This window comes from Oceanibacterium hippocampi (assembly GCF_900172325.1).
GTDB classification, from domain to species: domain Bacteria; phylum Pseudomonadota; class Alphaproteobacteria; order Sneathiellales; family Sneathiellaceae; genus Oceanibacterium; species Oceanibacterium hippocampi.
Genome location: NZ_FWFR01000001.1, coordinates 286,164 through 310,975, shown reverse-complemented (window position 1 = coordinate 310,975; position 24,812 = coordinate 286,164). Strand labels below are relative to the sequence as shown.

Annotated in this window: 26 protein-coding genes; 21 read left to right on the top strand and 5 right to left on the bottom strand. The window is 66.6% G+C overall.

The annotated features are described in order from the left end of the window. The first annotated feature begins 63 nt into the window (after positions 1 to 63). The 17 genes from OCH7691_RS01430 (at position 64) to OCH7691_RS01350 (ending at position 16,803) form a co-directional block, all read left to right on the top strand. On the top strand, positions 64 to 2,046 hold the full coding sequence (locus OCH7691_RS01430; protein WP_085881643.1) for an AMP-binding protein: 1,983 nt from the start codon (positions 64 to 66) through the stop codon (positions 2,044 to 2,046). Between the two features lie 4 nt (positions 2,047 to 2,050). Next, entirely contained in the window at positions 2,051 to 2,872 is an 822-nt protein-coding gene (locus OCH7691_RS01425) for an ABC transporter ATP-binding protein (RefSeq protein ID WP_085881642.1), read from the top strand. A 59-nt stretch (positions 2,873 to 2,931) separates the two neighbouring features. After that, positions 2,932 to 3,834 carry a branched-chain amino acid ABC transporter permease gene (locus tag OCH7691_RS01420; protein ID WP_085883432.1) on the top strand — a complete coding sequence of 301 codons (903 nt, stop codon included), beginning with the start codon at positions 2,932 to 2,934 and terminating at the stop codon, positions 3,832 to 3,834. Between the two features lie 12 nt (positions 3,835 to 3,846). Next, positions 3,847 to 4,923, top strand: coding sequence for a branched-chain amino acid ABC transporter permease (locus OCH7691_RS01415; RefSeq protein WP_085881641.1), 1,077 nt, complete (start codon positions 3,847 to 3,849; stop codon positions 4,921 to 4,923). A 66-nt stretch (positions 4,924 to 4,989) separates the two neighbouring features. Beyond that, complete coding sequence (locus OCH7691_RS01410) at positions 4,990 to 6,282, top strand: ABC transporter substrate-binding protein (protein WP_085881640.1); 1,293 nt, start codon at positions 4,990 to 4,992, stop codon at positions 6,280 to 6,282. Positions 6,283 to 6,334: 52 nt separating this feature from the next. Continuing rightward, positions 6,335 to 7,153: an ABC transporter ATP-binding protein gene (locus tag OCH7691_RS01405; protein WP_245826442.1), complete on the top strand. Its 819-nt coding sequence runs from the start codon at positions 6,335 to 6,337 to the stop codon at positions 7,151 to 7,153. A 114-nt stretch (positions 7,154 to 7,267) separates the two neighbouring features. Further along, complete coding sequence (locus OCH7691_RS01400) at positions 7,268 to 8,446, top strand: phenylacetate--CoA ligase family protein (RefSeq protein WP_085883431.1); 1,179 nt, start codon at positions 7,268 to 7,270, stop codon at positions 8,444 to 8,446. A gap of 115 nt (positions 8,447 to 8,561) precedes the next feature. Next, on the top strand, positions 8,562 to 9,191 hold the full coding sequence (gene ccmA, locus OCH7691_RS01395; protein WP_085881638.1) for a heme ABC exporter ATP-binding protein CcmA: 630 nt from the start codon (positions 8,562 to 8,564) through the stop codon (positions 9,189 to 9,191). Continuing rightward, a complete protein-coding gene (ccmB, locus tag OCH7691_RS01390) occupies positions 9,188 to 9,853 on the top strand; it encodes a heme exporter protein CcmB (protein ID WP_085881637.1) in 666 nt (221 codons plus the stop codon). Before ccmA ends, ccmB begins: the two co-directional genes overlap by 4 nt. A gap of 43 nt (positions 9,854 to 9,896) precedes the next feature. After that, the gene (locus OCH7691_RS01385) at positions 9,897 to 10,616 is read left to right on the top strand and encodes a heme ABC transporter permease (protein ID WP_085883430.1); all 720 of its coding nucleotides are present in this window, start codon (positions 9,897 to 9,899) and stop codon (positions 10,614 to 10,616) included. A gap of 126 nt (positions 10,617 to 10,742) precedes the next feature. Then, entirely contained in the window at positions 10,743 to 10,955 is a 213-nt protein-coding gene (gene ccmD / locus OCH7691_RS01380; RefSeq protein WP_085881636.1) for a heme exporter protein CcmD, read from the top strand. Continuing rightward, positions 10,939 to 11,376 carry a cytochrome c maturation protein CcmE gene (gene ccmE / locus OCH7691_RS01375; RefSeq protein WP_085881635.1) on the top strand — a complete coding sequence of 146 codons (438 nt, stop codon included), beginning with the start codon at positions 10,939 to 10,941 and terminating at the stop codon, positions 11,374 to 11,376. Before ccmD ends, ccmE begins: the two co-directional genes overlap by 17 nt. After that, positions 11,373 to 13,355 carry a heme lyase CcmF/NrfE family subunit gene (locus OCH7691_RS01370; protein WP_085881634.1) on the top strand — a complete coding sequence of 661 codons (1,983 nt, stop codon included), beginning with the start codon at positions 11,373 to 11,375 and terminating at the stop codon, positions 13,353 to 13,355. The genes ccmE and OCH7691_RS01370 overlap by 4 nt, the downstream gene beginning before the upstream one ends. Positions 13,356 to 13,365: 10 nt before the next feature. After that, positions 13,366 to 13,974, top strand: a complete 609-nt coding sequence (locus tag OCH7691_RS01365) for a DsbE family thiol:disulfide interchange protein (RefSeq protein ID WP_085881633.1) — start codon at positions 13,366 to 13,368, stop codon at positions 13,972 to 13,974. Beyond that, entirely contained in the window at positions 13,971 to 14,471 is a 501-nt protein-coding gene (locus OCH7691_RS01360; protein WP_085881632.1) for a cytochrome c-type biogenesis protein, read from the top strand. Before OCH7691_RS01365 ends, OCH7691_RS01360 begins: the two co-directional genes overlap by 4 nt. A 16-nt stretch (positions 14,472 to 14,487) precedes the next feature. Then, a complete protein-coding gene (gene ccmI / locus OCH7691_RS01355; protein ID WP_176244887.1) occupies positions 14,488 to 16,191 on the top strand; it encodes a c-type cytochrome biogenesis protein CcmI in 1,704 nt (567 codons plus the stop codon). Positions 16,192 to 16,245: 54 nt separating this feature from the next. Beyond that, positions 16,246 to 16,803 carry an NUDIX hydrolase gene (locus OCH7691_RS01350; protein WP_085881630.1) on the top strand — a complete coding sequence of 186 codons (558 nt, stop codon included), beginning with the start codon at positions 16,246 to 16,248 and terminating at the stop codon, positions 16,801 to 16,803. Positions 16,804 to 16,816: 13 nt separating this feature from the next. Here OCH7691_RS01350 and OCH7691_RS01345 read toward each other — a convergent pair whose 3' ends face one another. Genes OCH7691_RS01345 through dapF form a run of 5 tightly spaced genes read right to left on the bottom strand, consistent with a single transcriptional unit; the run spans position 16,817 to position 21,399 of the window. Continuing rightward, entirely contained in the window at positions 16,817 to 17,704 is an 888-nt protein-coding gene (locus tag OCH7691_RS01345) for a heme-dependent oxidative N-demethylase family protein (protein WP_085881629.1), read from the bottom strand. Positions 17,705 to 17,708: 4 nt separating this feature from the next. After that, complete coding sequence (locus tag OCH7691_RS01340) at positions 17,709 to 18,317, bottom strand: septation protein A (protein ID WP_217807735.1); 609 nt, start codon at positions 18,315 to 18,317, stop codon at positions 17,709 to 17,711. A 24-nt stretch (positions 18,318 to 18,341) separates the two neighbouring features. Further along, the gene (gene ftsY, locus OCH7691_RS01335; RefSeq protein ID WP_085883428.1) at positions 18,342 to 19,289 is read right to left on the bottom strand and encodes a signal recognition particle-docking protein FtsY; all 948 of its coding nucleotides are present in this window, start codon (positions 19,287 to 19,289) and stop codon (positions 18,342 to 18,344) included. Then, positions 19,289 to 20,533, bottom strand: coding sequence for a tRNA (N(6)-L-threonylcarbamoyladenosine(37)-C(2))-methylthiotransferase MtaB (mtaB, locus tag OCH7691_RS01330; RefSeq protein ID WP_085881628.1), 1,245 nt, complete (start codon positions 20,531 to 20,533; stop codon positions 19,289 to 19,291). The genes ftsY and mtaB overlap by 1 nt, the downstream gene beginning before the upstream one ends. Next, positions 20,533 to 21,399: a diaminopimelate epimerase gene (gene dapF / locus OCH7691_RS01325; RefSeq protein ID WP_085881627.1), complete on the bottom strand. Its 867-nt coding sequence runs from the start codon at positions 21,397 to 21,399 to the stop codon at positions 20,533 to 20,535. The genes mtaB and dapF overlap by 1 nt, the downstream gene beginning before the upstream one ends. Before the next feature lie 239 nt (positions 21,400 to 21,638). On the opposite strand from dapF, the gene ffh reads away from it, so the two are divergent. The 4 genes from ffh to trmD are packed head-to-tail and all read left to right on the top strand — an operon-like array spanning position 21,639 to position 24,811. Beyond that, the gene (ffh, locus tag OCH7691_RS01320) at positions 21,639 to 22,991 is read left to right on the top strand and encodes a signal recognition particle protein (protein WP_085883427.1); all 1,353 of its coding nucleotides are present in this window, start codon (positions 21,639 to 21,641) and stop codon (positions 22,989 to 22,991) included. Positions 22,992 to 23,040: 49 nt separating this feature from the next. Continuing rightward, entirely contained in the window at positions 23,041 to 23,457 is a 417-nt protein-coding gene (rpsP, locus tag OCH7691_RS23795) for a 30S ribosomal protein S16 (protein ID WP_085881626.1), read from the top strand. A 35-nt stretch (positions 23,458 to 23,492) separates the two neighbouring features. Further along, complete coding sequence (gene rimM / locus OCH7691_RS01310; protein WP_217807733.1) at positions 23,493 to 24,053, top strand: ribosome maturation factor RimM; 561 nt, start codon at positions 23,493 to 23,495, stop codon at positions 24,051 to 24,053. Beyond that, positions 24,050 to 24,811: a tRNA (guanosine(37)-N1)-methyltransferase TrmD gene (gene trmD / locus OCH7691_RS01305; RefSeq protein ID WP_085881624.1), complete on the top strand. Its 762-nt coding sequence runs from the start codon at positions 24,050 to 24,052 to the stop codon at positions 24,809 to 24,811. Before rimM ends, trmD begins: the two co-directional genes overlap by 4 nt. Position 24,812: the final 1 nt, after the last annotated feature.

Here is a 24,812-nt window from a genome sequence, read left to right as displayed (position 1 = left end):
CTTGCGTGTCCTGGTGGCGCGCGTGGAATGCTGCGGACGTTCGAGGGAAGGAATCTCGCGTCTATGAGCAACGTTCAGGACTCCCTGCGTCGCCAAGACACCTTCGCCAAGCTGTTGTTGCATAACGCCGGGACGTTCGGATCCCGGCCCGCGTACCGTGAGAAGGAATTCGGCATCTGGCAATGCTGGACCTGGGCCGAAGTGGCGGACAATGTCCGCAATCTGGCGTGCGGACTTGCAGACATCGGCATCAGGCGTGGTGACAAGGTGGCGATCGTCGGCAGCAACCGGCCGCATCTCTACTGGTCATTCACGGCAATCCAGGCGATCGGCGCTGTGCCGGTGCCGATCTATCAGGACGGCATCGCCGAGGAAGTCCGCTTCGTTCTCGATCATGCCGAGGTCGTTTGCGCCATCGTCGAGGACCAGGAGCAGACCGACAAGCTGCTCGATGTCCGCGAGTCCGTGCCGTCGCTCCGCCAGATCGTCTACGAGGACGACCGCGGCATGCGTCATTACGAACAGGAATTCCTTCACAAGTTCCGCGACCTGCAGGAACGCGGCCGGGCCCATGACAAGGCGCATCCGGACTTTTACCCGGGCGAGGTCGCGAAGGGCAGCGGCGACGACATCGCGGTGATCGCCTATACCTCCGGCACGACCGGTCGTCCGAAGGGCGTGGTGCTGAAATGCGGCAGCCTGATCGAGGTCGGCCGCGCCTCGGTCGGTTTCGAGGGCCTGACCGAGCGTGAGGACATCCTCTCCTATCTGCCCATGGCCTGGGTCGGCGATCACCTGTTCTCCTTCGTCCAGGCCTACACCGCCGGCTACACGGTGAATTGCCCGGAAAGCGCCGACACGGTGATGACCGACCTGAAGGAGATCGGGCCGACCTACTTCTTCGCGCCGCCGTCGATCTTCGAGAATATCCTGACCCACATGATGATCCGCATCGAGGATGCGAGCGCCATCAAGCGGCGGCTGTTCCACTACTATATGGACGTCGCGAAGAAAGTCGGCACGCCGCTTCTCGAGGGCCTGCCGGTCGGCCTGTTCGATCGCCTGAACTACGGTCTGGGCAAGCTGCTGATCTACGGCCCGCTGAAGAACACGCTCGGCTTTTCGCGGATCCGCGTCGCCTATACCGCCGGCGCGCCGATGGGGCCGGAGACCTTCCGCTTCTATCGCTCGCTCGGCATCAACCTGAAGCAGCTCTACGGCCAGACCGAATCCGCCGCCTATGTCTGCATCCAGAAGGACGGCGACGTTCGCCCGGACACGGTCGGCCCGGCGGCGCCGGGGTGCGAGGTCCGCATCGACGAGGCGAGCGGCGAGGTTCTGGTCAAGAGCCCCGGCCTGTTCGCCGGTTACTTCAAGAACGACGAAGCGACGGCGGAGACGCTCGGCGCGGACGGCTGGCTGCATACCGGCGACGCGGGGATCATGACCGACGAGGGCCATCTCAAGGTCATCGACCGCGCCAAGGACGTCGGCAAGCTCAACGACGGCACGTTGTTCGCGCCGCAATATCTCGAGAACAAGCTCAAGTTCTACCCGTTCATCCGCGAGGCAGTCTGTCACGGCTCGGGCCGCGACATGGTCACCGCGTTCATCAACATCGACATGGAAGCGGTCGGTAACTGGGCGGAGCGGAACGATCTCAACTACGCCAGCTATGCCGAGCTCGCGGCGAAGCCGGAAATCTACGCGCTGATCCGGTCGAACATCGAGGAAGTGAACAGGGGCCTCGCCATCGACAGCGAACTGGCCGGCTCGCAGATCCATCGTTTCCTGCTGCTTCACAAGGAACTCGATGCCGATGACGGCGAGCTCACGCGGACCCGCAAGGTTCGCCGCCGGGTCATCGCGGAACGTTACGGCAGCCTCATCGAGGGGCTCTATTCGGACGCGGATCATGCGGCGATCGAGGTCCGCATCACCTACGAGGATGGTCGGGAGACGATGATGAACGCGGATCTGCGTATCGAGGAGGCCGAGACCTTCCCGCCGCAATCGGCGGCCGAGCCGCTCCGCATGGCGTCGTGACGGCATGAGCGCGCAACCCGCGAAAGTGACGATGGAACCGGAGACCGTGCCGCAGCGTGACGTTCTCATGGAGGTCCGCAACATCACCCTTCGCTTCGGCGGGGTGACCGCGATCGAGGACATTTCCTTCGATATCCTCGAAGGCGAAGTCCGCGCCATCATCGGGCCGAACGGTGCGGGCAAGTCGTCGATGCTGAACGTGATCAACGGCTTCTATCATCCGCAGGAAGGCGAGATCTGGTTCCGCGGCGAGAAGCGCAAGGCCATGAAGCCGCACGAGATCGCCCGGCACGGCATCGCCAGGACCTTCCAGAACATCGCGCTCTTCCGCGGCATGACCACGCTCGACAACATCATGACCGGGCGGCTCACGAAGATGCATCGCAACATGTTCTGGCAGGCGATCTGGCGCGGCCCGGCGGAACGCGAGGAGGTCGAGCATCGCGAGGTGGTGGAGCGGATCATCGACTTCCTGGAGATCCAGCACATCCGCAAGACCCCGGTCGGGCGGCTGCCGTATGGCCTGCAGAAGCGGGTCGAGCTTGGCCGGGCGCTCGCCGCCGAGCCAAAGCTGCTGCTGCTCGACGAGCCGATGGCCGGGATGAATATCGAGGAGAAGGAGGACATGTGCCGCTTCATCCTCGACGTGAACGACGAGTTCGGCGCGACGATCGCCCTGATCGAACATGACATGGGCGTCGTCATGGACATTTCGGACCGGGTGGTGGTTCTCGATTACGGGCGCAAGATCGGCGACGGTACGCCGGATGTCGTGCGCAACGACCAGACCGTCATCGACGCCTATCTCGGCGTGGCGCACGAGTAGGGGGCAGGGCTGTGTCGTACCTCATCGAAACGATCCTCTCCGGCCTGCTCGCGGGCGTGATGTATTCGCTCGTGGCGCTCGGCTTCGTGCTGATCTTCAAGGCATCGCAGATCTTCAACTTCGCGCAGGGCGTGCTCTGCCTGTTCGCGGCACTGACGCTTGCCAGCCTGATGCTCGGCAACACGCCTTTCTCCGAACTCCTGCACACCCTCGGGCTGCCCAACGACTGGATGCCCGTCGTCCCGATCTGGATCGCCGTGCCCATCACGATCCTGGTGATGATCGGGCTCGCCTTCGTGATCGAACGCTTCGTGCTGCGCTATCTCGTCAACCAGGAACCGATCATCCTGTTCATGGCGACGATCGGCCTTGCCTATGTCCTCGAGGGCATGGGCGACCTGATGTGGGGCTCCGACGTGAAGCCGCTCTCGGTCGGACTGCCGGAAGGGGCGCTCGACTGGATGTTCGACCGCTTCGACATCTATGTCGACAAGCTGGAGATCGCCGCGGCCGTTGTCGCCACCGTGCTGGTCATCGCCCTCTCGCTGTTCTCCCAGTATACCCGGATCGGCCGCGCGCTCCGCGCCGTCGCCGACGACCACCAGGCCGCGCTCTCGGTCGGCATCTCGCTGCGCACCATCTGGATCATCGTCTGGTCGATCGCCGGCTTCGTCGCGCTGGTCGCCGGCACCATGTGGGGCGCCAAGTCGGGGGTCCAGTTCTCGCTTTCGCTGATCGCGCTGAAGGCGCTCCCAGTGCTCATTCTCGGCGGCTTCACCTCGATACCGGGCGCCATCCTCGGCGGCCTGATCATCGGCGTCGGCGAGAAGCTGGCAGAACTCTACGCCGGTCCGTACATCGGCGGCGCGATCGAGAACTGGTTCGCCTACGTGCTTGCCCTGGCCTTCCTGCTGGTCCGCCCGCAAGGCCTGTTCGGCGAGCGCATCATCGAGCGCGTGTAGGGGGCGACGACAATGTTGTATCGTGAAACCGGCGATTTCAAAGTTTCCTACCGTGACGATCAGCAGACCTTCCCGATCATCCAGGACCGCTGGCTGTTCTGGGGCATGCTCGCCGTCGCCTTCCTGGTCATCCCGTTCATCATCGACGACTACTGGGAAAAGTCGATCGTGCTGCCCTTCCTGGTCTTCTCGCTGGCGGCGATCGGGCTCAACATCCTGACCGGCTATTGCGGCCTGCTCAGCCTCGGCACGGGCGGTTTCATGGCGGTTGGCGCCTATGCCTCCTACAAGCTGATGACGGCCTTCCCAGAGCTCAACATCGTCATCGTCATCCTGCTGTCCGGCGGCGTCACCGCCGCGGTGGGCATGTTCTTCGGCTTGCCGAGCCTGCGCATCAAGGGCTTCTACCTTGCGGTTGCGACGCTCGCCGCACAGTTCTTCCTGGTCTGGCTCTTCAACAAGGTGCCGTGGTTCTACAATTATTCGGCAACCGGGCAGATCACCGCGCCGGAACGGTCGATCTTCGGCTTTGCCGTGACCGGGCCTGAGGCGACGCCCGCCGCGACCTACCTGTTCTGCCTGGCCTTCGTCACCGTGCTCGCTCTCGTCGCGAAGAATCTGATCCGCGGCCGTATCGGGCGAAGCTGGATGTCGATCCGCGACATGGATATCGCCGCCGAGATCATCGGCGTGCCGCCGATGCGGACCAAGCTGTCGGCATTCGCGGTTTCCTCCTTCTATATCGGGATCGCCGGCGCGCTCTATTTCACGGTCTGGTTCGGCGCCGCGGAGCCGACCGAGGCCTTCGGCATCAACCAGTCGTTCCTGGTCCTCTTCATGGTGATCATCGGCGGGCTCGGCTCGATGCTGGGTTCGTTCCTCGGCGCCGCCTTCATGGTGTTGCTGCCGATCGTCCTGAAGAACATCATGGTTGGCGGGTTCGATGTCCTGCCGGTGTTGGCGAAGCATGTGGAGATCACCCTCGTCGGCAGCCTGATCATCTTTTTCCTGATCGTCGAGCCGCATGGCCTCGCCCGGCTCTGGTCGATTGCCAAGGAAAAGATGCGGCTCTGGCCGTTCCCGCATTGAAGGGCCGGGCCCTGTAGCAGAACGCCGTTCCAACGGCGCAAATTGAAGCAAAAAGGGAGAAGACGCATGAAGATGAAGGTATTCGTAGCGGCGCTGGCAGCTACGGTCGCGCTCGGGGCGGTTCCCGCCCTGGCGGACCTGACGATGCCATCACTGAGCTACCGGACCGGCCCATACGCGCCGAACGGTATCCCCTTCGCCGACGGCTATGCCGATTACTGGACCCTGCTCAACGAGCGGGATGGCGGCATCGAAGGCGTGAAAGTCAAAAACATCGAGTGCGAGACCGCTTACAACACGCAGCAGGGCGTGGAATGCTACGAGAGCACGAAGGGCGAAGGCTCGCTGGCCTACCAGCCGCTCTCGACCGGCATCACCTACCAGCTGATCCCCAAGGCGACGGCTGACGGCATCCCGATCCACTCCATGGGCTACGGCCGGACCTCCGCCGCCAACGGCACGGTGTTCCCGAATGTCTTCAACTTCCCGGGCACCTACTGGGATGCGGCCTCGATCATCATCAAGTACGCAATGGAGCAGGAAGGCGGGAGCCTGAAGGGCAAGAAGGTCGCCCTCGTCTATCACAATTCCGCCTACGGCAAGGAGCCGATCCGGACACTGGAGAAGCTGGCCGAAAAGCACGGCTACTCGCTGATGCTGCTGCCGGTCGACCATCCCGGTCAGGAACAGAAGGCAACCTGGTTGCAGGTCCGTCGCGAGAAGCCCGACTATGTCATCATGTGGGGCTGGGGCGTCATGAACCAGGTCGCCATCAAGGAGGCCGCGTCCATCCGCTACCCGATGGATCACTTCATCGGCGGCTGGTGGTCGGGCGCGGAGACCGACGTACTTCCCGCAGGCGATGTCGCCGACGGTTACAAGTCGATCAACTTCCACAGCGTCGGCAACGACTTCCCGATCTATTCCGACCTGCAGAAGTATGTCTATGACGCCGGCAAGGCTGCGGGCGACGGCTCCAACGCCGGCACGGTGCTCTACAACCGCGGCATGGCCGCCGCCATGTGGGCGGCGGAGGCGGCGCGCACGGCGATGAAGATCCACGGCACCAAGGATCTGACGCCGCCGATGATGCGGGACGGCTACGAGGCGCTGAATGTCGACGAGGCGCGCCTCAATGAACTGGGCCTGCCGGGCTTCACCGTTCCGGTCAAAGTCACATGTGCCAACCATGGCGGACCGGGCCTCGGCCTGATCCAGCAGTGGGACGCCAAGGCCAAGTCCTGGAAGATCGTCAGCGATTTCATCGGCGCCGACCGCGAGGTCGTCGACGAGCTGATCGTCGAGGATTCCATGGCTTACGCCAAGGAGAACAACATCACCCCGCGTGAATGCAAGTAGGACCGTCGTACGGGCGGCGCCCGTCGTGGCGTCGCCCGCAAGGAGTATGACCTTGGGCAGCGAACAACCGGCCGCAATCGTCGCGGTCAGCAATATCGAGGTGGTCTACAACCACGTCATACTGGTGCTCAAGGGGGTCTCCCTGGAGGTGCCCGAGGGGGGCGTGGTCGCCCTTCTCGGCGCCAACGGGGCCGGCAAGACAACCACCCTCAAGGCGATCTCGCACCTGCTCCGGGCCGAACGGGGCGAGGTGACCAAGGGGACGATCGCCTTCCATGGCGAAATCCTGGCAGAGGAAACGCCGAACGACCTGGTTCAGCGCGGCGTCATCCAGGTGATGGAGGGGCGCCATTGCTTCGAGCATCTCACGGTCGAGGAGAACCTGCTGACGGGTGCCTACACGCGGCGCGACGGGGCCAAGGCGATCGCCCGCGATCTCGAGATGGTCTATTCCTATTTTCCGCGCCTCAAGGAACGGCGCACCAGCCAGGCCGGCTATACCTCGGGCGGCGAACAGCAGATGACGGCGATCGGGCGGGCGCTGATGAGCCGGCCCCGGCTGATCCTGCTGGACGAGCCTTCGATGGGGCTGGCGCCGCAGCTCGTCGAGCAGATCTTCGAGATCGTCAAGAAGATCAACGTCGACGAGGGTGTCTCGATCCTCCTGGCCGAGCAGAACACCAACGTGGCCCTGCGCTATGCCGACTATGGCTATATTCTCGAGAATGGCCGCGTCGTGATGGACGGTAGCGCCGAGAGCCTGCGGCAGAACGAGGACGTCAAGGAATTCTACCTCGGCATGTCGGACAAGGGCCGCAAGAATTTCCGCGACGTGCGTTCCTATCGCCGGCGCAAGCGCTGGCTTGGCTGATCCGGCCGGCCGCAGATCGACATTTCGCAACCCCGGGGGACGATCGTGACTGGCGCAGGCGCCTATTTCGACGAGCTAGAGATCCGCGATCCGGAACAGCGCGAGGCCGAGCAGATGGCGGCGCTTGCCGCGGCGATCGGCCATGCGAAGGCGAACTCGGCCTACTTCGCCGACCTGTTGAAGGATGTCGCGCCGGCCGAGGTGATCAGCCGCGCGGCGCTCGCCCGCCTGCCGGTGACGCGGAAGTCCGATCTCAAGGCGCACCAGGCCGCGGCCCGTCCTCTCGGCGGGCTGAACGGCGCGCCGCTCTCGCAGATCGAGCAGATCTTCATGTCGCCCGGCCCGATTTACGAGCCGGGTGCGCGGACCGGCGATTTCTGGCGCATGGGCCGGGCGCTTTACGCAGCGGGCTGCCGCGCCGGCGACCTCGTTCACAACACCTTCTCCTATCACATGACGCCTGCCGGCATGATGATGGAGGCAGGCGCCGCGGCGATCGGCTGCACGGTCTTCCCGGCCGGTACCGGCAATACCGAGATGCAGCTCCAGGCGATGGCCGAACTTCGGCCCGCCGCTTATGTCGGGACGCCCTCGTTCCTCAAGATCCTGCTGGAAAAGGGCCGCGACACCGGCATCGATCTTTCGTGCCTTCGCGCGGCCTCGGTCGGTGGCGAGGCGCTGCCGCCCAGCCTGCGCGCCGAGTTGAAGGCGCTCGGCGTCGGCCCGATCCAAAGCTACGGGACCGCCGATCTCGGCCTGATCGCCTACGAGACACCGGCCCTCGAAGGGATGGTCGTCGATGAGGGAATCGTTCTCGAGATCGTCCGCCCGGGTACCGGCGATCCGGTCGAGGACGGCGAGGTCGGGGAAATCGTGGTCACGACCTTCAACCCGGTCTACCCGCTGATCCGCTTCGCCACCGGCGACATGTCGGCGGTACTTGGCGGAACCAGCCCCTGCGGACGCACGAACCGGCGGATCAAGGGCTGGATGGGTCGCGCCGACCAGACCACGAAGGTCAAGGGGATGTTCGTCCACCCGGGCCAGGTCGAGCAGGTGCGGAAGCGTCACGAGGCGCTCGTTCGCGTCCGTCTGGTCGTCGACAGCGTCGACAATGTCGACCGGATGACACTGCGTTGCGAGGTTGCGGGCGACGGCGGTGACGCGCTCCGCGCGGCCGTCACGGAGACCCTGCAGGCGTCGTGCAAGCTGCGCGGCGGTGTCGAGTTCGTTGCCCCCGGCACCCTGCCCAACGATGGCAAGGTGATTGACGACGTCCGCACCTACGAGTAGGCCCTAATGCCACAACCGATGAAGCAGGGCGGCCGACCGACCGGTCGACGTCGGGCCGCGCCCGTCCGGGCGGCCACTGCCTTCATCCAGTCGAGACGGTACAGGGCGCGTCAGAATGATTTTCGAGGGCGAGGAACTCGTCTGTGTCCGCGGTGAGCGGCCGGTCTTCGCTGGCCTCGATTTTCGCGTCGGCGACGGCGAGATCCTGCTGCTGGAGGGCCGGAACGGCGCCGGCAAGTCGAGCCTGCTCAGGATCTGCAGCGGCCTGCTCAAGGCCGCCGGCGGGCGTCTCCTGTGGGACGGCCGGCCGGCCGACGAAGACTGGGACGAGCATCACGGCCGGCTCCAGTATGTCGGCCACCAGGACGCCCTGAAGCCGGTTCTCACGGTGGCCGAGAATCTGCGCTTCTGGGCCCGGGTCAATGGAGTCCGGGTCAGCGCCGGCGGCGTCGACAAGGCGCTCGAACGAATGGATCTGCGCGATCTGGCGACCGTTCCGGCGCGCTTCCTGTCGGCCGGGCAGCGTCGCCGGGTCAACCTGGCCCGGCTGCTGGCGACGCCGGCGCGGCTCTGGCTGCTCGACGAGCCGACGACGTCGCTGGACACCGTGGCCTCTGCCATGCTCGCCGAGGTCGTTCGCGATCATGCCGCGCATGGCGGCATGGCAATGATCGCCACCCATCTGGATCTCGGTCTTGCCGGGGCGCGGCGGCTTGCCCTCGAACCCTACCGGCTGGCCGTATGAGAGCGCTGCTCGCTCTCCTCGTCCGGGATCTCAGGCTCGCCATCCGCCAGGGCGGCACCGTGGGCATGACGCTGGGATTTTTCGTCATCACCGTGACGCTCTTCCCGCTCGGCGTCGGTCCCGAACTCGAGCTGCTGTCCCGGATCGCGGCCGGCGTGATCTGGGTGGCGGCCATGCTGGCCAGCCTGATATCGCTCGACCGGATCTTCCAGGCCGACTACGAGGATGGCTCGCTCGAGTTGATCGCGCTCGGTCCAACGCCGCTCGAACTGGTGGTGCTGGCCAAGGCTCTCGCCCACTGGCTGACCACCGGATTGCCGCTGCTGGTGACCGCGCCGCTGCTGGCAGTGCTGCTGAACCTGCCGGTGAACGGTTTTGTCGCGCTGATCGCGGCGATGCTGCTCGGTACACCGGCGCTGTCGCTGATCGGCGCGATCGGCGCCGCGTTGACCGTCGGCGTGCGCCGTGGCGGCGTTCTTCTTTCGCTGCTGGTCCTACCACTCTATATACCTATCCTGATATTCGGGGTGGCGGCGGTCGAGGCGGCGATCGGCGGCTTCGTCGTCGCGCCGCATCTGGCGGTATTGGGCGGCCTGTTGATCGGCGCCACGGTGCTGACGCCCTGGGCGTCTGCGGCGGCGCTCCGGCTGGCGCTGGAATAGTCGGATCGGACTCACGGACAGGGAGCCAGGACGAATGTCGGTCATGCATCGTTTCGCCAATCCGACGCGATTCTTGCGGATCGTGGAACTGCTGTTCCCGTGGGTCGCGGGCGTGACGGCGCTGCTCACCGTGGTCGGGCTCTATCTGGGACTTTTCGTCGCACCACCCGACTACCAGCAGGGTGATACGGTTCGCATCATGTTCGTCCATGTGCCCGCAGCCTGGATGGCGCTGTTCGTCTACGCGGTGATGGCGGTCTGTTCGGCGATGTCGCTGATCTGGCGCCACCCGGTCGCCGACCTGACGGCCAAGTCGTGCGCCCCGATCGGGGCCTGCTTCACCTTCATCGCGCTGGCCACCGGATCGCTGTGGGGCGAGCCGATGTGGGGCACTTGGTGGGTCTGGGACGCGCGGCTCACCAGCATGCTGATCCTGTTCTTCCTCTATCTCGGCTACATGGCAATCTGGGAGGCTTATGACGATCCGACCCGGGCGGCCCGAGCGGCGGCAATCCTGGCGCTGGTCGGATCGGTGAACCTGCCGATCATCAAGTTCTCGGTCGATTGGTGGAACACGCTGCACCAGCCGGCCAGCGTCGCGACGATGTCGGGGCCGAAGATCCACAGTTCGATCCTGATTCCGTTGCTGGTCATGGCGCTCGCCTTCAAGGGTTATTTCCTGACCGTGCTGATGATGCGGGTCCGATCCGAGATCATCGGCATGAAGGTGCGGCGTCTGCGTCTCGCGGTGGCGCGCGACTGAGGGGAGTGACCGTGGTCAACCTGCCGTGAGGTCGGGCGAGTTGTTATGGACCGGTCATGGCGGCTGCCTCTAGAGTGGCGGGCTGCCGGACGAGTGACGGGCGATCCGGCCCGAACCGGGGAGAAAATGGCGGAATTCTTCCATATGGGCGGCTATGCGGCATATGTCTGGCCGGCTTTCGCGATCACGGCGGCGGTGCTCGTGACGCTGCTGCTGCAAAGCAGGGCGCGCCTTCGGCGCGACGAGCGATTGCTCGAACAACTCGAGGCGGATCACGGTCCGCGACGGCGTCGCCGGAGTGGCGGTGGCACGGAGGAAGCACGTGACTCGCAAGCGTAAGCGTCTCTACCTGGTGATCGGCAGTGTCGCGGCGCTGTTCGTCGCCGCCGGAATCGTGCTGACCACGTTCGAGGACAATCTCGTCTTCTTCTACAGCCCCTCGGATCTGCAAGAGAAGGGCGTCGATGAGGACCGGCGTTTCCGTCTCGGCGGCCTGGTCGAGGAAGGCAGCGTCGTGCGGGACGGCGTGGTCACGACCTTCCGCGTCACCGATCTCGCCGAATCGGTGCCGGTCACCTACACCGGCATGCTGCCCGACCTGTTCCGCGAAGGGCAGGGCGTGGTGGCGGAAGGAAAGCTCGACGGTGCCGGTGTCTTCGTCGCCTCGAACGTGCTGGCGAAGCATGACGAGAATTACATGCCGCCGGAGGTCGCCGAGGCATTGAAGAAGACCGGGCAATGGCAGGGAGGGACGCAATGATCGCCGAAACAGGACATTTCGCGCTCGTGCTCGCGCTTGTCATCGCCCTCGTGCAGGGGATCCTGCCGCTGATCGGCGCGCAACGCGGCCATCAGCCCTGGGTCGCGCTGGCCGCGCCGGCCGCCGGCGCGCAGTTCGTGTTCGTCGCGATCGCCTTCTCTTGTCTCACCGTGGGATACCTGACGAGCGACTTCTCGATCGTCAACGTCGCCGAGAATTCGCACAGCGCCAAGCCGCTGCTCTACAAGATCTCCGGCGTCTGGGGCAATCACGAGGGCTCGCTGCTGCTCTGGATCCTGATCCTGGCGCTGTTCGGTGCGATGGTGGCGCTGTTCGGCCGCAACCTGCCGCCGGATCTCAGGGCGCGGGTCCTGGCGATCCAGGGCCTGATCGGCGTCGGCTTCCTGCTTTTCATCCTGTTCACGTCGAACCCGTTCGGCCGCCTCGACCCGCCGCCGCTCGACGGCCAGGGCCTCAATCCGTTGCTTCAGGATCCCGGCCTCGCGTTCCATCCGCCTTTCCTTTACCTCGGCTATGTCGGGCTGTCGGTCTCGTTCTCGTTCGCCATCGCGGCGCTGATCGAGGGCCGCATCGACCCGGCCTGGGCGCGCTGGGTGCGGCCCTGGACGCTGGTCGCCTGGTGCTTTCTCACCGGCGGAATCGCGCTTGGCTCCTGGTGGGCCTATTACGAACTCGGCTGGGGCGGCTGGTGGTTCTGGGATCCGGTCGAGAACGCCTCCTTCATGCCGTGGCTGGTCGCCACCGCGCTGCTCCATTCCGCGATCGTGGTGGAAAAGCGCGATGCCTTGAAGAGCTGGACCATCCTGCTCGCGATCATCGCCTTCTCGTTCAGCCTGCTCGGCACCTTCCTGGTGCGGTCGGGGGTGCTGAACTCGGTCCATGCCTTCGCCACCGATCCCTCGCGCGGCATCTTCGTGCTGATCTTCCTGTTCCTGGTGACCGGCGGGGCGCTGGCCCTCTATGCCTTCCGTGCGCCGACCATGCAGGCCGGCGGGCTGTTCGCGCCGATAAGCCGCGAGGGCGGCCTGGTGCTGAACAACCTGTTGCTCACGACGGCGGCGGCGACGGTGCTGCTCGGCACCCTCTATCCGCTCTTTCTCGATGCCCTGAGTGGCGAGAAGGTCTCGGTCGGCCCGCCCTATTTCAACGCCACCTTCATTCCGCTGATGACGCCGCTGATCCTGTTGATGGCGGTCGGTCCGCTGCTGACCTGGAAGCGGGCCGATGCCGGGGCGGCGCTCGCCCGTCTCAAGGCGGCCCTCGTCGCCGCGGCTGTGATCGCCGGGATCGCCTGGTGGCTGCTTGCCGACGGGCCGGTCCTCGCGCTCCTCGGGATGGCGCTGTTCGCCTGGCTCGCCGTCGGCGTGCTGGTCGAACTCGCGGAACGGCTCCGTCTGTTCCGGGTGCCGTTCCGCGACAGCTGGCGGCGTGCCCGGCTACAACCGCGCGCCGCCTACGGCATGACCATCGCCCATCTGGGAATGGCCTTCATCATTCTCGGGATCACCGCTTCGGAGACCTGGCAGAGCGAGAGCCTGACCGTCATGCGGCCGGGCGAAAGCGTCGAACTGGGTGGCTACAGCTTCACCTTCGACGGTGCGCGTTCGGCACGGGGTCCGAACTACGACACGATCGAGGGCGATTTCATCGTCCGCAAGGACAGCAGGCTGGTCGCCCGCATGAAGGCCGAAACACGGACCTTCTCGAACCCGCCGATGCAGACGACCGAAGCGGCGATCCGGCCGACCGCATTCGCCGACCTTTACGTCGTGATCGGCGAGCCGGACGGGAGGGGTGGCTATGCCACGCGGATCTATTACAAGCCGCTCGTCTCGTGGATCTGGTTCGGTGCACTGGTGATGATGCTGGGCGGATTCGTCTCGCTCAGCGACCGTCGTCTGCGGATCGGCGCACCGCGCCAGCGGCAGGCGGTTGCCGGCGCCGTCCCGGCTGAATAGGAGTATCGTGATGACGTCGACGCCCGACGAACCGACCGTGCCCGGAAGCGAGGCAGCGATCGATGCCGCCCCCGCTCCGGCGCGACGCGGTGGCGCCCGATATTTCCTGCCAGTTGCGATCTTCGTCGTGCTGACGGTCGTGATGGGCTACGGACTGTTCTATCTCGATCCGAAGGAGATCCCCTCGGCGCTGATCGACAAGCCCATGCCGGAGTTCGACCTGCCGCCGGTACCGGGCCATCCGCTGGGACTGGCGAGCGCCGACCTCAAGGGCGAGATTACCCTGGTCAACGTATTTGCCTCATGGTGCGTCGCCTGCCGGGCGGAACACGACCTGCTGATGCAGATCGCCCGGTCGGGTACCGTGACCCTGCACGGTCTCGACTACAAGGATCCGCCGCAGGCGGCGCGGAACTGGCTGGACCGGATGGGCAATCCCTACACGCGGATCGGCATGGACCAGAGCGGGCGAACCGGCATCGATCTCGGTGTCTACGGCGTGCCCGAGACCTTCGTCGTGAGTCCCGACGGACAGATCCTGGACAAGGTGATCGGCCCGCTGACGCCGCGCTCCCTGGAGCAGCAGATCATGCCCTGGGTCCGGAAATACCAGAAATGAGACGCCCGTTCGCCTTTCTCGCCGCGCTTTTCGTCGTGCTTGGGATCGCCACGACCGCCTGGGGTTTCGGCGCGGACGAGCCGCTTGCCGACCCGGCCCTCGAGGCGCGGGCGCACGAACTGCATCGCGAACTGCGCTGCCTCGTCTGCCAGAACCAGTCGATCGCCGATTCCAACGCCGGACTGGCCCGCGACCTTCGCATCCTGGTCCGCGAACGGATCGCGGCAGGCGACAGCGACGAGCAGGTGCGCGATTATGTGGTCGCCCGCTACGGCGATTGGGTCCTGCTCAACCCACCCTTCAAGCTCGGCACCTACCTGCTCTGGATCGGACCGTTCATCCTCCTGATCCTAGGCGCTGTCGGTGTCTGGATCTTCCTCCGCCGCGCGCGGGTCCGGTATACTGCGGCAGCGGCTCCGACGCCGCTGTCGGGCGAGGAAACGGAAAAGCTCGATCGCCTGCTCGCGGAGCAGGATGGCGGTCGGGCAGGCGAATGACGGCGAAAGGTTGACGATGCTCTGGATCATTTTCGCCGGCTTGACGCTGCTTGCGTTGGCCTTCCTGCTGTTGCCCCTGCTTCGTGCCGGCGAGAGGGCAGCAAGCAGAAGCACCTTCGGCCTGAACGTCTATCGCAACCAGCTCGACAACCTGGCCGAGGAACGGGCCCGCGGTGCGCTGACCGAGGCCGAGGAAGCGGCGGCCCGCGTCGAGATCGAGCGCCGCATGCTGCGCACCGCCGACGAGAAGGACAAGGGATCGCAGGGGGCCTCCGGCGGCGGCCGCGGCGCGGTCGTGAGCGCCGCCCTGATCGCGGTGCTGGTGCCGGCCGCGGCGATGCTGATCTATGCCCGGCTCGGCAATCCGGGCCTGCCCGACCGGCCGCTTGCCGAGCGCAACCTGATCGCCGAATCCGGCGGCAGTGCGGACGAGGCGGAAGTCGGCAACCTGCGCGACATGGCGTCCCGCCTCGCCGAGCGACTGGAAAAGGAACCGGACGATTTCGAGGGCTGGATCCTGCTCGGCCAGACCTATTTCCAACTGCGTCGTTTCAGCGATGCCGCCATGGCCTATCGCCATGCGCTGGATATCCGGCAGGACGATGGCGCACTCCACATGGCGCTCGCCGAATCGCTGGTTTTCGGTGGCGAGGGCCAGGTGACGCCCGAGGCCGAGCGTCACTTCCGGCAGGTCCGCGCCCTGCTGCCGGATCATCCGGGCCCGCGCTATTATCTCGCGCTCGCCCGCGCCCAGGGCGGCGATCTTGCCGGCGCCTACACGGACTGGCTCGCCTTCTACCGCGACAGCCCGGCCGATGCGCCCTGGCTCGACACCCTGCGCAGGCGTCTTTCGGCGGTTGCCGCCGAGCTCGGCGAAGCCCTGCCTGACGACGTGCGGACTGCTGCCGCGCCCGCGCCTGCCCTGCCAGGGCCGACGCAACAGGACATGGCCGCTGCCGCCGACATGACGCCGGAGGATCGCGCCGAAATGATCCGTGGCATGGTCGGCCGGCTCGCCGAGCGGATGGACGAAGCGCCGACCGCAGACGGGCTCGCCCGCCTTGCCCGGGCGTATCGCGTGCTTGGCGACGAGGCGAAGGCGGTCGAGGCGGAGCAGCGGCTTGCCGCGCTTGGCGGCGGCACGTCGGCGCCGGTCTCCGCCCCCTCTCCGGCCGCCACGCCCATACCGGGGCCGACCCAGCAGGACATGGCCGCCGCCGCCGATATGACGCCGGAGGATCGCCAGGCGATGATCCAGGGCATGGTCGGCCGGCTCGCCGACAGGATGGCAGAGGCGCCGACGGCTGACGGTCTTGCCCGCCTTGCCCGCGCCTATCGCGTGCTTGGCGACGAGACGAAGGCGGCCGAGGCGGAACAGCGCCTCGCCGCATTGTCGGGCGGCGCACCGGCTGCCGCGCCCGCACCCTCGGGCAGCGATCCTGCGGTCGAGGACATGCTGTCCCGGGCCCGGGCGATCATCGACAAGGCATCGGCGGATGGGCCGATGCCGGGCGAGGCAGCGGCGCTCTATCGCAAGGTCCTGGCGCGCGATCCGAACAACCCGGAGGCGCTCTGGTATGTCGCGCTCTCCGATACCTCGGCCGGACGTTATGCCGATGCCGTCGCCGGCCTCGAGCGTCTGCTCGGGCTGATGCCGGAAGGGGCGGCGCAGCGGGCGACCGTCGAGAAGGTTCTGGAGGATGTTCGCGCCCGGCTCTGATCCGGTACGCGGAGCATATGGACAAGCCGGCCCGGCCGCGCCACTGTAGCGTTCATGGCATCCATCAACCCGGCCGATTTCGGCTTCGACAAGCGCGTTCCCAAGGGCGATGACAGGCAACGTCATGTCTGCCGCGATTGCGGCTGGGTGCATTACGTCAATCCCAAGATCGTCGTCGGTTCCGTCGCCGTGTGGCAGGATCGCTTCCTGCTGTGCCGGCGGGCGATAGAACCGCGCTCCGGCTTCTGGACGCTTCCTGCCGGCTACATGGAAGAGCGGGAAACGACCGAGGACGCGGCCCGCCGCGAGGCGCAGGAAGAGGCCCGCGCCGACATCGAGATCGAGGCCCTGCTTGCCGTCTACAGCATCCCCCGGATCAGCCAGGTACAGCTCATTTACAAGGCCCGGCTGCGCTCTCCCGATGTCAGTTCGGGCCCCGAATCGGTCGAGGTGGCGCTCTTCCGCTGGGCCGAGATCCCCTGGGATGAACTCGCCTTTCCGTCTGTCAGATGGGCGCTCGAACAGCACCAGCTGGTTGCCGGCAAGACCGGCTTCCAGCCCTTCGGCAATCCGGCCGGCGAACTGGGCGATCTGCGGCGCGACGGCCTCTGAACCGTCTCGCCGCTCAGGCCGCGGCCGAGACCCGGTCGAGCCAGGCCAGCGCCGCGTCGCGAATACCCGGCAGCGATTTGTAGCGGGCAAGGTCTTCCGGCATCGTGCGGAGCGCACTGGCGAGCGCGGCCGCCTGATCGGGGCGGTCCGAAAACGCCCGCAAGGGCGTCCGGTGAATTCGGATGGTGAACAGGATCGCCCGGCTTTCGGGCAGCCGGCGCAGGGTCTGGCGTTCGACCCGGAAGATCAGCTTGTCGCCGGCATTGTCAGGGGTGATCGCCGGATTGAGCGCGTCGCCGCCGTGCCCTTCCGGAAGATGAAGGGCAGGGTCGTCGAGCAGCGTCCAGTTGAGCCGCCAGACGGAACGCTCCGGCGCAAGGCGTCCCATGACGGCGGCACTCGGGCCCGAAAAGACGCCGTTGAAGCCGGGCACCGGCTCGTGGATGGCGTCGAAGCTGCGGCCGATCTTCTCGCGAAGTGTCCAGCGGGTCGGAAAGGACAGCGACGCGGCGGTGAGCAGGAAGGCGCCGTCCCGTTCCTCCATCAGGCAGAGATCCTCCTGGACCAGATGGCCGGCTGCGAGCAGCGCGGGGTGGGCGCCCAACCCTGTCGCCGCGCCGGTCAGCCGGTTGACCAGCTGCTCGCCCTCGAGGAGATAGATTTCGGGGAAGCGCGCCGGCAGATGCCGGAACAGCATCTCCAGCACTTCCCGCTGCGCGGCCGCGGAACCGGCCGTTTCGGCGAATACCGCGTCTTGGTCGCGGGCGTCCAGCCGGGCCTTCTCGGCCAGGTCGCGGCCGAGGTCGTCGTCGATCTCGATCCAGTCCTCGGGCGGCAGGGTATGAAGGCCCATCGTCATGCGATAGGCCCCGGAGCCGACCGGAAAATAGGGTGGCGCCATCGCCCTAGCTGGCTTCCTCTGCCGGCCGGTAGCGGTTCAGGAGCGGCAGTTGCGCCATGCTGAAGACGAGGGTCAGGGGCATGATGCCGAATACCTTGAAGCTGACCCAGGTGTCGGTCGAGAAATTGCGCCATACGATCTCGTTCACGATCGCCAGCAGGACGAAGAACAGCGCCCAGCGCAGAGTCAGCAACATCCAGCCGCGGTCGGTCAGGAACAGTACCTGGCCGAAGACCGGCCGCAGCAGCGATTTGCCGAAGGCGAGACCACCGAACAGGATCGCTGCGAACAGGCCGTTCACCACGGTCGGCTTGAGCTTGATGAACAGCTCGTCATGCAGGTAGAGGGTGAGGCCGCCCATGACGAGGACGAAGACCGCGGTGACCAGCGGCACCGTCGGCAGCTTGCGTTCCATCGCGTAGGAGGCAGCCAGGGAGATCACGATTGCGACCATGAAGGTCCCGGTCGCGTAGAAGATCCCGACTTTCGCATTGGCGATGAAGAAGACGACCAGCGGGCCGATCTCGATCGCCATCTTGATCAATGGCTTGCGTATCTCGTTCATCGCCGAAAGATAGGCGAGGCAGCCCCCCACGCCAACCCTGACGACCACGATGGCCGCCGATTCGCGGGAAACTCAGCGGGAATCGAAGCCGACCAAGGCGCGCGCGAAGTCTCGCGCCTCGAAGGACTGAAGGTCTTCCGCCGACTCGCCGACGCCGATCGCATGAACCGGCATGCCGAAACGGTCGGCGATCGCGACCAGCACGCCGCCGCGCGCGGTGCCGTCGAGCTTGGTCATAACCAGGCCGGTAACGTCGCAGGTCTCGGTGAAGACCTCGACCTGGCCGATCGCGTTCTGGCCGGTCGTGGCGTCGAGGACCAGCAGCACAGCATGCGGCGCGGCATCGTCGACCTTGCGCAGCACCCGGCAGATCTTCTGCAGCTCGGCCATCAGCGTTGCCTTGTTCTGCAGCCGGCCGGCGGTGTCGATCATTACGATGTCGCTGCCGTTCGCTTCCGCCGCCTTGACGGCGTCGAAGGCGAGCCCGGCGGAATCGGCGCCGACCTGGCGCGCGATGACCTGGGCGCCGGTCCGCTCGCCCCAGATCTGCAATTGCTCGATCGCCGCGGCGCGGAAGGTGTCGCCGGCGGCCAGCGTCACCTTCTTGCCGGCGGCGCGGAACTGCGCGGACAGCTTCCCGATCGTGGTCGTCTTGCCGCCGCCATTGACGCCGACCACGAGGACGACGAAGGGCTTCTTCGTGGGGTCGGGCGTGAACGGGACCGCCACCGGCTCGAGGATCGCGGCAATCTCGTCGGCGAGCGCGGCACGCACGTCTTCGGGCGAGATCTCCTTGTCGAAGCGGCCCCTGGCGAAGGCGGCGGTCACCTTGGCCGAGGTCGAGACGCCGAGATCGGCGCTGATCAGCAGATCCTCGAGCTCTTCCAGCATCGCGCTGTCGAGCTTGCGCTTGGTAAAGATCGCGCCGATGCCCTCGGTCAGCGCGCTGGAGGAGCGTTTCAGTCCGTCCTTCAGGCGCCCGAACCAACCTTTTCGTGCCTTTTCCTCGGCCGCGGCCATCAGCGCCACCTCGCTTTCAGTTCCGTGCCGTCATGGTCGACGATCTCGGCCGCGACGAGGGTCCCGGGCAGCGCCGGCTCGTCGAGGTTCACGCTCGCATAATGCGGGGTCCGACCCTGCCGGTCGGTTTCCATCAGCAACTCCGTCGCAGTCCCGACCTGGCGTCCGAGCCAGGCTGCCAGGTTGCGGGCGCCGGCCTCGCGCAGCGCCGCGGCGCGGGCCTTGCGGACCGGCATCGGGACCTGCGGCATGCGCGCGGCGGGAGTGCCTTCGCGGGCCGAATAGGGAAAGACATGCAGGTGCACGAGGCCAAGTTCCCCGACGAGCGCGAGGGTGTTCGCCGCCATCTCGTCGGTTTCGGTCGGAAAGCCGGCGATCAGGTCGGCGCCGAAGGCGATATCCGGCCTGAGCGCCCGGGCCCGGTCGCAGAACCCGATGGCGTCGTCGCGGGAATGCCGCCGCTTCATGCGCTTCAGCACCATGTCGTCGCCGGCCTGCAGGCTCATGTGGAGATGCGGCATCAGCCGTTCCTCGTCGCCGATCAGGCGCCAGAGATCCTCGTCCATCTCGACCGGGTCGAGCGAGGAAAGCCGGAGACGCCGGATCGCCGGCACCTGGGCGAGCAGCCGCCGGGTCATCTGGCCGAGCGTCGGGGCGCCGGGCAGGTCGGCCCCATAGGCGGTGATGTCGACGCCGGTCAGAACGATTTCCTGATAGCCGGCCTCTGCGAGCTTGCGTGCTTGGGCGACGATTTCAGGCAGTGCCACCGAGCGGCTGTTGCCGCGGCCATAGGGGATGATGCAGAAGGTGCAGCGATGGTCGCAGCCGTTCTGGATCTGCAGGAAGGCGCGGGCGCGGCCTTCGAAGCCCTCGATCAGGTGGCCGGCCGTGTCGCTCACCGACATGATGTCGTTGACCAGGATGCGGCTGTCCGCGTGCTCGGTGTAGGAGGCCCGCTCCAGCTTCTCGGCATTGCCGAGGATCTGGTCGATTTCCGGCATCGCGGCGAATTTCGCCGGTGCCGTCTGGGCGGCGCAGCCGGTGACGATGATCCGGGCGTCGGGACGTTCGCGACGCAGCTTGCGGATCGCCTGCCGGGCCTGTCGTTCGGCCTCGGCCGTAACGGCGCAGGTATTGACGATTACCGTGTTGTCGAGACCGGCCTCGGTCGCCAGCTCGCGCATGACTTCCGATTCATAGGCGTTCAGCCGGCAGCCGAAGGTGACGAGTTCCGGGGCCGCCATCAGGCCGCTCCCGAAAGCGTGTCGGGCAGCATCTCGGTGCCGAGACGGCCTTCGTAGGCGAGTGTCGCCGGGCCGATCAGCTCGACATCGTCGTCTTCCTCGCGCCAGCGGACTTCCAGCAGGCCGCCGTCAACGACGAGTTCGGCATGGCGCCCGGTCACGCCGCGCCGGGCCGAGGCGACCAGGGCCGCGCAGGCGCCGGAGCCGCAGGCGAGCGTGATGCCGACGCCGCGCTCCCAGACCCGGTAGCGGACCCGGTTCGCGCCGAGCGGGCTGACGATGCCGATATTGGCGCGCTCGGGAAACAGCGGGTCATGTTCGAGACGGGGACCGAGTTCGGCGAGCGGGATCGCCTCGGCGTCCTCGACGAAGAAGATCGCGTGCGGATTGCCCATGTTGACGCCCGCCGGATCGGCAAGCCGGGTGCCGTCCGCCGCCTCGACGGCGAGCTGGAGATGGAGCGTGTCCATTTCCCGGGCGAGCGGGATGTCGCGCCAGTCGAGCCGGGGCCGGCCCATGCGGGCGGCGAAGCGCCCGTCGGGCAGGCGGGCGACCGACAGCAGGCCGGCGCGAGTCTCGATGGTCACCCGGTCCCTGCCGGTCTCCTCGATCAGCAGCCGTCCGACGCAGCGCGTGCCGTTGCCGCAGGCGCCCGATTCGCTGCCGTCGGCGTTGAGGGTGCGCATGAAGGCGTCGGCCCGGTCGGACGGTTCGATGATCAGAAGCTGGTCGAAACCGATCCCGCGATGCCGGTCGGCGATGGCGCGCGCCGTCGCCGGCGGGAGCGTGATGGGCTCCCGCCGCGCATCGAGCACGACGAAATCGTTGCCGAGGCCGTGCATCTTTCGAAAGGCGCGTCCGTTCATGTGCGCCGATATAGGCGTTCTCCGTCTCCCGGTCCAGCGCCGCCGCGCGGCCGTGACTTGACGGAGCCTGCCAACCTGTGGCTTATAGCGCTGCCCATCAATGGCTATGACGGGACCGCCGCGCCAGCGGCGTACGCCAGTCCGCGAGTTTCGCGCACTGGCGATTTTGCGTTTGTATCGCCTTGTCCCCGGACAGGGCGATCGGGTCGGCAGGAAACCGGCGGGACAGAGGGATGGCGATGTTCGAGCGATTGAGCGGACGGCTCGGCGAGGTCTTCGAGCGGCTGACCAAACGGGGCGCGCTCGGCGAGGGCGATGTCGACGAGGCGCTGCGCGAAGTGCGCGTGGCCCTGCTCGAGGCCGATGTCGCGCTGCCCGTCGTCAAGAGCTTCGTCGCCAAGGTCCGGACCCGCGCCGTTGGCGCCGAGGTGCTGCGCTCGGTCACGCCGGGCCAGATGGTCATCAAGATCGTCAACGACCAGCTGGTCGAGATGCTGGGCGGGGAAAGCGCCGGGCTGTCGCTCGCCGCCGTGCCGCCGGTGCCGATCATGATGGTCGGCCTGCAGGGCTCGGGCAAGACGACCTCGACCGCGAAGATCGCCAAGCGGCTGACCGACCGGGAGAAGAAGAAGGTCCTGATGGCCTCGCTCGACACCCGTCGACCGGCCGCCCAAGAACAGTTGAAGATTCTCGGCGAGCAGGCGGGGATCGCGACCCTGCCGATCATCGCCGGCCAGATGCCGGTCGATATCGCCAAGCGGGCGCTGCAGGCGGCGCGCCTCCAGGGCTTCGACGTGGTGATGCTCGACACCGCCGGCCGGCTGCATGTCGACGAGGCGCTGATGGCCGAGGTCGCCGCCGTGCATGCCGCGACCCAGCCGGCCGAGGTGCTGCTGGTCGCCGACGCGCTGACCGGCCAGGACGCGGTCAACGTCGCCGAACAGTTCAAGTCGCGGGCCGGCGTCACCGGCATCGTGCTGACCCGCATGGACGGCGACGGACGCGGCGGCGCCGCGCTGTCGATGCGCGCCATTACCGGTTGCCCGATCAAGCTGCTCGGTACCGGCGAGAAGCTCGATGCGCTGGAAGCCTTTCACCCGGACCGGATCGCCAACCGTATCCTCGGCATGGGCGATGTCGTCAGCCTGGTCGAGAAGGCCGCCGAATCGATCGAGCAGGAGGAGGCCGAGCGCCTCGCCGAGCAGTTCGAGAAGGGTCACTTCGATCTCAACGACCTCGCCCAGCAGCTCCGCCAGATGCGCAAGATGGGCGGGATCGAGGGGCTCATGGGCATGCTGCCCGGGGTCGGCAAGATGAAGAAGCAGATGGCGGCCGCCAATGTCGACGAGCGTATCCTGGTTCGCCAGGAGGCGATGATCCAGTCGATGACGGCGAAGGAACGGCGCCGGCCCGAGATAATCGCCGCGTCGCGCAAGCGCCGCATCGCGGCCGGGTCCGGGACCACGGTCCAGGACGTGAACCGCCTGCTGAAGCAGCACAAGCAGATGGCAACGATGATGAAGAAGGTGAAGAAGCTCGGCAAGAAGGGCGTCATGCGCGCCGGCCTGTCGGGTCTCTTGCCGAAGATGTAACGGCCGCCCGCGGCCCCCGATCCAGTTCAACGAAGAAGGACACAAAGACATGGCCCTGAAGATCCGCCTCACCCGCATGGGTGCTAAGAAGCGCCCCTATTATCGTATCGTCGTCGCCGATTCGCGCAGCCCGCGCGACGGCCGCTATCTGGAGAGCATCGGCCGCTACGACCCGATGCTGGACAAGTCCGACGAGACCCGAGTCCAGTTCGACGAGGAGCGCGTCAAGTACTGGCTCGGCCACGGCGCGCAGCCGACCGACCGGGTCGCCGCGTTCCTCGGCAAGGCCGGGCTGATCGCCACGCCGACCTTCAACAACCCGGAGAAGGCGAAGCCGAAGGCGAAGGCCCAGGAGCGTCTGAAGGAGCAACAGGAAGCGGCCGAGGCCAAGGCTGCGGCGGCTGCCGAAGCGGCGGCCGCCCCGGCGGAAGAAGCCCCGGCCGAAGAGGCGCCGGCGGAGGCCTGAGCCGCCGCTGACACCCCATGCCGGACGACGACCCCATGATCCCGTTGGCCATCGTGACCGGAGCACGTGGCATCCGCGGCGAGGTGAAGCTGAAGAGCTTCACCGAGGTGCCCGAGGATGTCGCGGCTTACGGCCCGTTGCGTGACGAGGCGGGCCGGGAGTACCGGCTGCGCGTCGTCGGCAATGCCAAGGGGAACGTGGTGGTGCGGATCGACGGGGTCGGCGACCGCAACGCCGCCGAGGCGCTGAAGGGTCGGCAGTTGATGGTGGCGCGCAGCAAGCTGCCGGCGATCGACGAACCGGAAGCCTTCTACCGCGAGGACCTGATCGGCCTCGAGGCCGTGCGTCTCGGGGACGGCGACGACGACGGCGAGACCTGGGGACAGGTTCGCGCGGTGCATGATTTCGGCGCCGGCGACATCCTCGAGATCGCCCCGTCCGGTGGTGGTGCGACGATCCTCGTTCCGTTCACGCGGGATTGCGTGCCGACGGTCGATATCGGGGCCGGCCGGATCGCCTTCCGGCCGCTCGACGGCCTGCTGCCGGAAGCCGGAGACGGCGAGGCAGCGGCCGGCGAGACGGAGCCGGAAGCGTGAGCGCGCTCGTTCAGGATCGGGACGAGGCGGCGGCCGCGGCGGAGGAATTGCGGTGGTCGGCACGGGTCGTGACGATTTTTCCGGAAGCCTTCCCCGGGCCGCTCGGCCTCAGCATCGTCGGGCGGGCGCTCGATCGCGGAATGGTCTCGCTTGAAACAGTGGACATTCGCGATTTTGCGCGCGATAAACACCGCTCCGTGGACGATACGCCTTTTGGCGGCGGTCCCGGCATGGTCATGCGTCCCGACATCGTTGCCGACGCGCTCGAGGCCGCCGGGGCAGGTAACGCGCGGTACCGCGCCCTTTGTCTGAGCCCGCGTGGACGCCTGATGGATCAGGCTTTCATGCACGAGCTTGCGGCGGCGGAGGGGGTTGTGCTGTTGTGCGGCCGTTTCGAGGGCATCGACCAGCGGGTGATCGACGCCTATGCGCTTGAGGAGGTCAGCCTCGGGGACTTCGTGCTTGCCGGCGGCGAAGTGGCGGCGATGGCGTTGATCGAGGCGGTGGTCCGTCTGTTGCCCGGCGTGGCGGGCAACGCGGACTCGACGCGGGAAGAGAGTTTCGAGACGGGTTTGCTGGAGTATCCGCAATTCACCCGTCCGCAGGTTTGGCGGGACCGCGAGGTGCCGCCGGTTCTTTTATCGGGCCATCACGGGCAGATCCGTTCGTGGCGGCAGGAACAGGCTGAGACAGTGACACGCGCTCGGCGGGCCGACCTCTGGTCGCGCCATGTCGCGCGCAAGCAAGGGCAAAGGTGAC

Coding starts and splice junctions, on each gene's coding strand:
- OCH7691_RS01430 (WP_085881643.1), top strand. CDS start 64: ATGAGCAACGTTCAGGACTCCCTGCGTCGCCAAGACACCTTCGCCAAG.
- OCH7691_RS01425 (WP_085881642.1), top strand. CDS start 2,051: ATGAGCGCGCAACCCGCGAAAGTGACGATGGAACCGGAGACCGTGCCG.
- OCH7691_RS01420 (WP_085883432.1), top strand. CDS start 2,932: ATGTATTCGCTCGTGGCGCTCGGCTTCGTGCTGATCTTCAAGGCATCG.
- OCH7691_RS01415 (WP_085881641.1), top strand. CDS start 3,847: ATGTTGTATCGTGAAACCGGCGATTTCAAAGTTTCCTACCGTGACGAT.
- OCH7691_RS01410 (WP_085881640.1), top strand. CDS start 4,990: ATGAAGATGAAGGTATTCGTAGCGGCGCTGGCAGCTACGGTCGCGCTC.
- OCH7691_RS01400 (WP_085883431.1), top strand. CDS start 7,268: ATGGCGGCGCTTGCCGCGGCGATCGGCCATGCGAAGGCGAACTCGGCC.
- ccmA (WP_085881638.1), top strand. CDS start 8,562: ATGATTTTCGAGGGCGAGGAACTCGTCTGTGTCCGCGGTGAGCGGCCG.
- ccmB (WP_085881637.1), top strand. CDS start 9,188: ATGAGAGCGCTGCTCGCTCTCCTCGTCCGGGATCTCAGGCTCGCCATC.
- OCH7691_RS01385 (WP_085883430.1), top strand. CDS start 9,897: ATGCATCGTTTCGCCAATCCGACGCGATTCTTGCGGATCGTGGAACTG.
- ccmD (WP_085881636.1), top strand. CDS start 10,743: ATGGCGGAATTCTTCCATATGGGCGGCTATGCGGCATATGTCTGGCCG.
- OCH7691_RS01370 (WP_085881634.1), top strand. CDS start 11,373: ATGATCGCCGAAACAGGACATTTCGCGCTCGTGCTCGCGCTTGTCATC.
- OCH7691_RS01365 (WP_085881633.1), top strand. CDS start 13,366: ATGACGTCGACGCCCGACGAACCGACCGTGCCCGGAAGCGAGGCAGCG.
- OCH7691_RS01360 (WP_085881632.1), top strand. CDS start 13,971: ATGAGACGCCCGTTCGCCTTTCTCGCCGCGCTTTTCGTCGTGCTTGGG.
- ccmI (WP_176244887.1), top strand. CDS start 14,488: ATGCTCTGGATCATTTTCGCCGGCTTGACGCTGCTTGCGTTGGCCTTC.
- OCH7691_RS01350 (WP_085881630.1), top strand. CDS start 16,246: ATGGCATCCATCAACCCGGCCGATTTCGGCTTCGACAAGCGCGTTCCC.
- OCH7691_RS01345 (WP_085881629.1), bottom strand. CDS start 17,704: ATGGCGCCACCCTATTTTCCGGTCGGCTCCGGGGCCTATCGCATGACG.
- ftsY (WP_085883428.1), bottom strand. CDS start 19,289: ATGGCCGCGGCCGAGGAAAAGGCACGAAAAGGTTGGTTCGGGCGCCTG.
- mtaB (WP_085881628.1), bottom strand. CDS start 20,533: ATGGCGGCCCCGGAACTCGTCACCTTCGGCTGCCGGCTGAACGCCTAT.
- dapF (WP_085881627.1), bottom strand. CDS start 21,399: ATGAACGGACGCGCCTTTCGAAAGATGCACGGCCTCGGCAACGATTTC.
- ffh (WP_085883427.1), top strand. CDS start 21,639: ATGTTCGAGCGATTGAGCGGACGGCTCGGCGAGGTCTTCGAGCGGCTG.
- rpsP (WP_085881626.1), top strand. CDS start 23,041: ATGGCCCTGAAGATCCGCCTCACCCGCATGGGTGCTAAGAAGCGCCCC.
- rimM (WP_217807733.1), top strand. CDS start 23,493: ATGATCCCGTTGGCCATCGTGACCGGAGCACGTGGCATCCGCGGCGAG.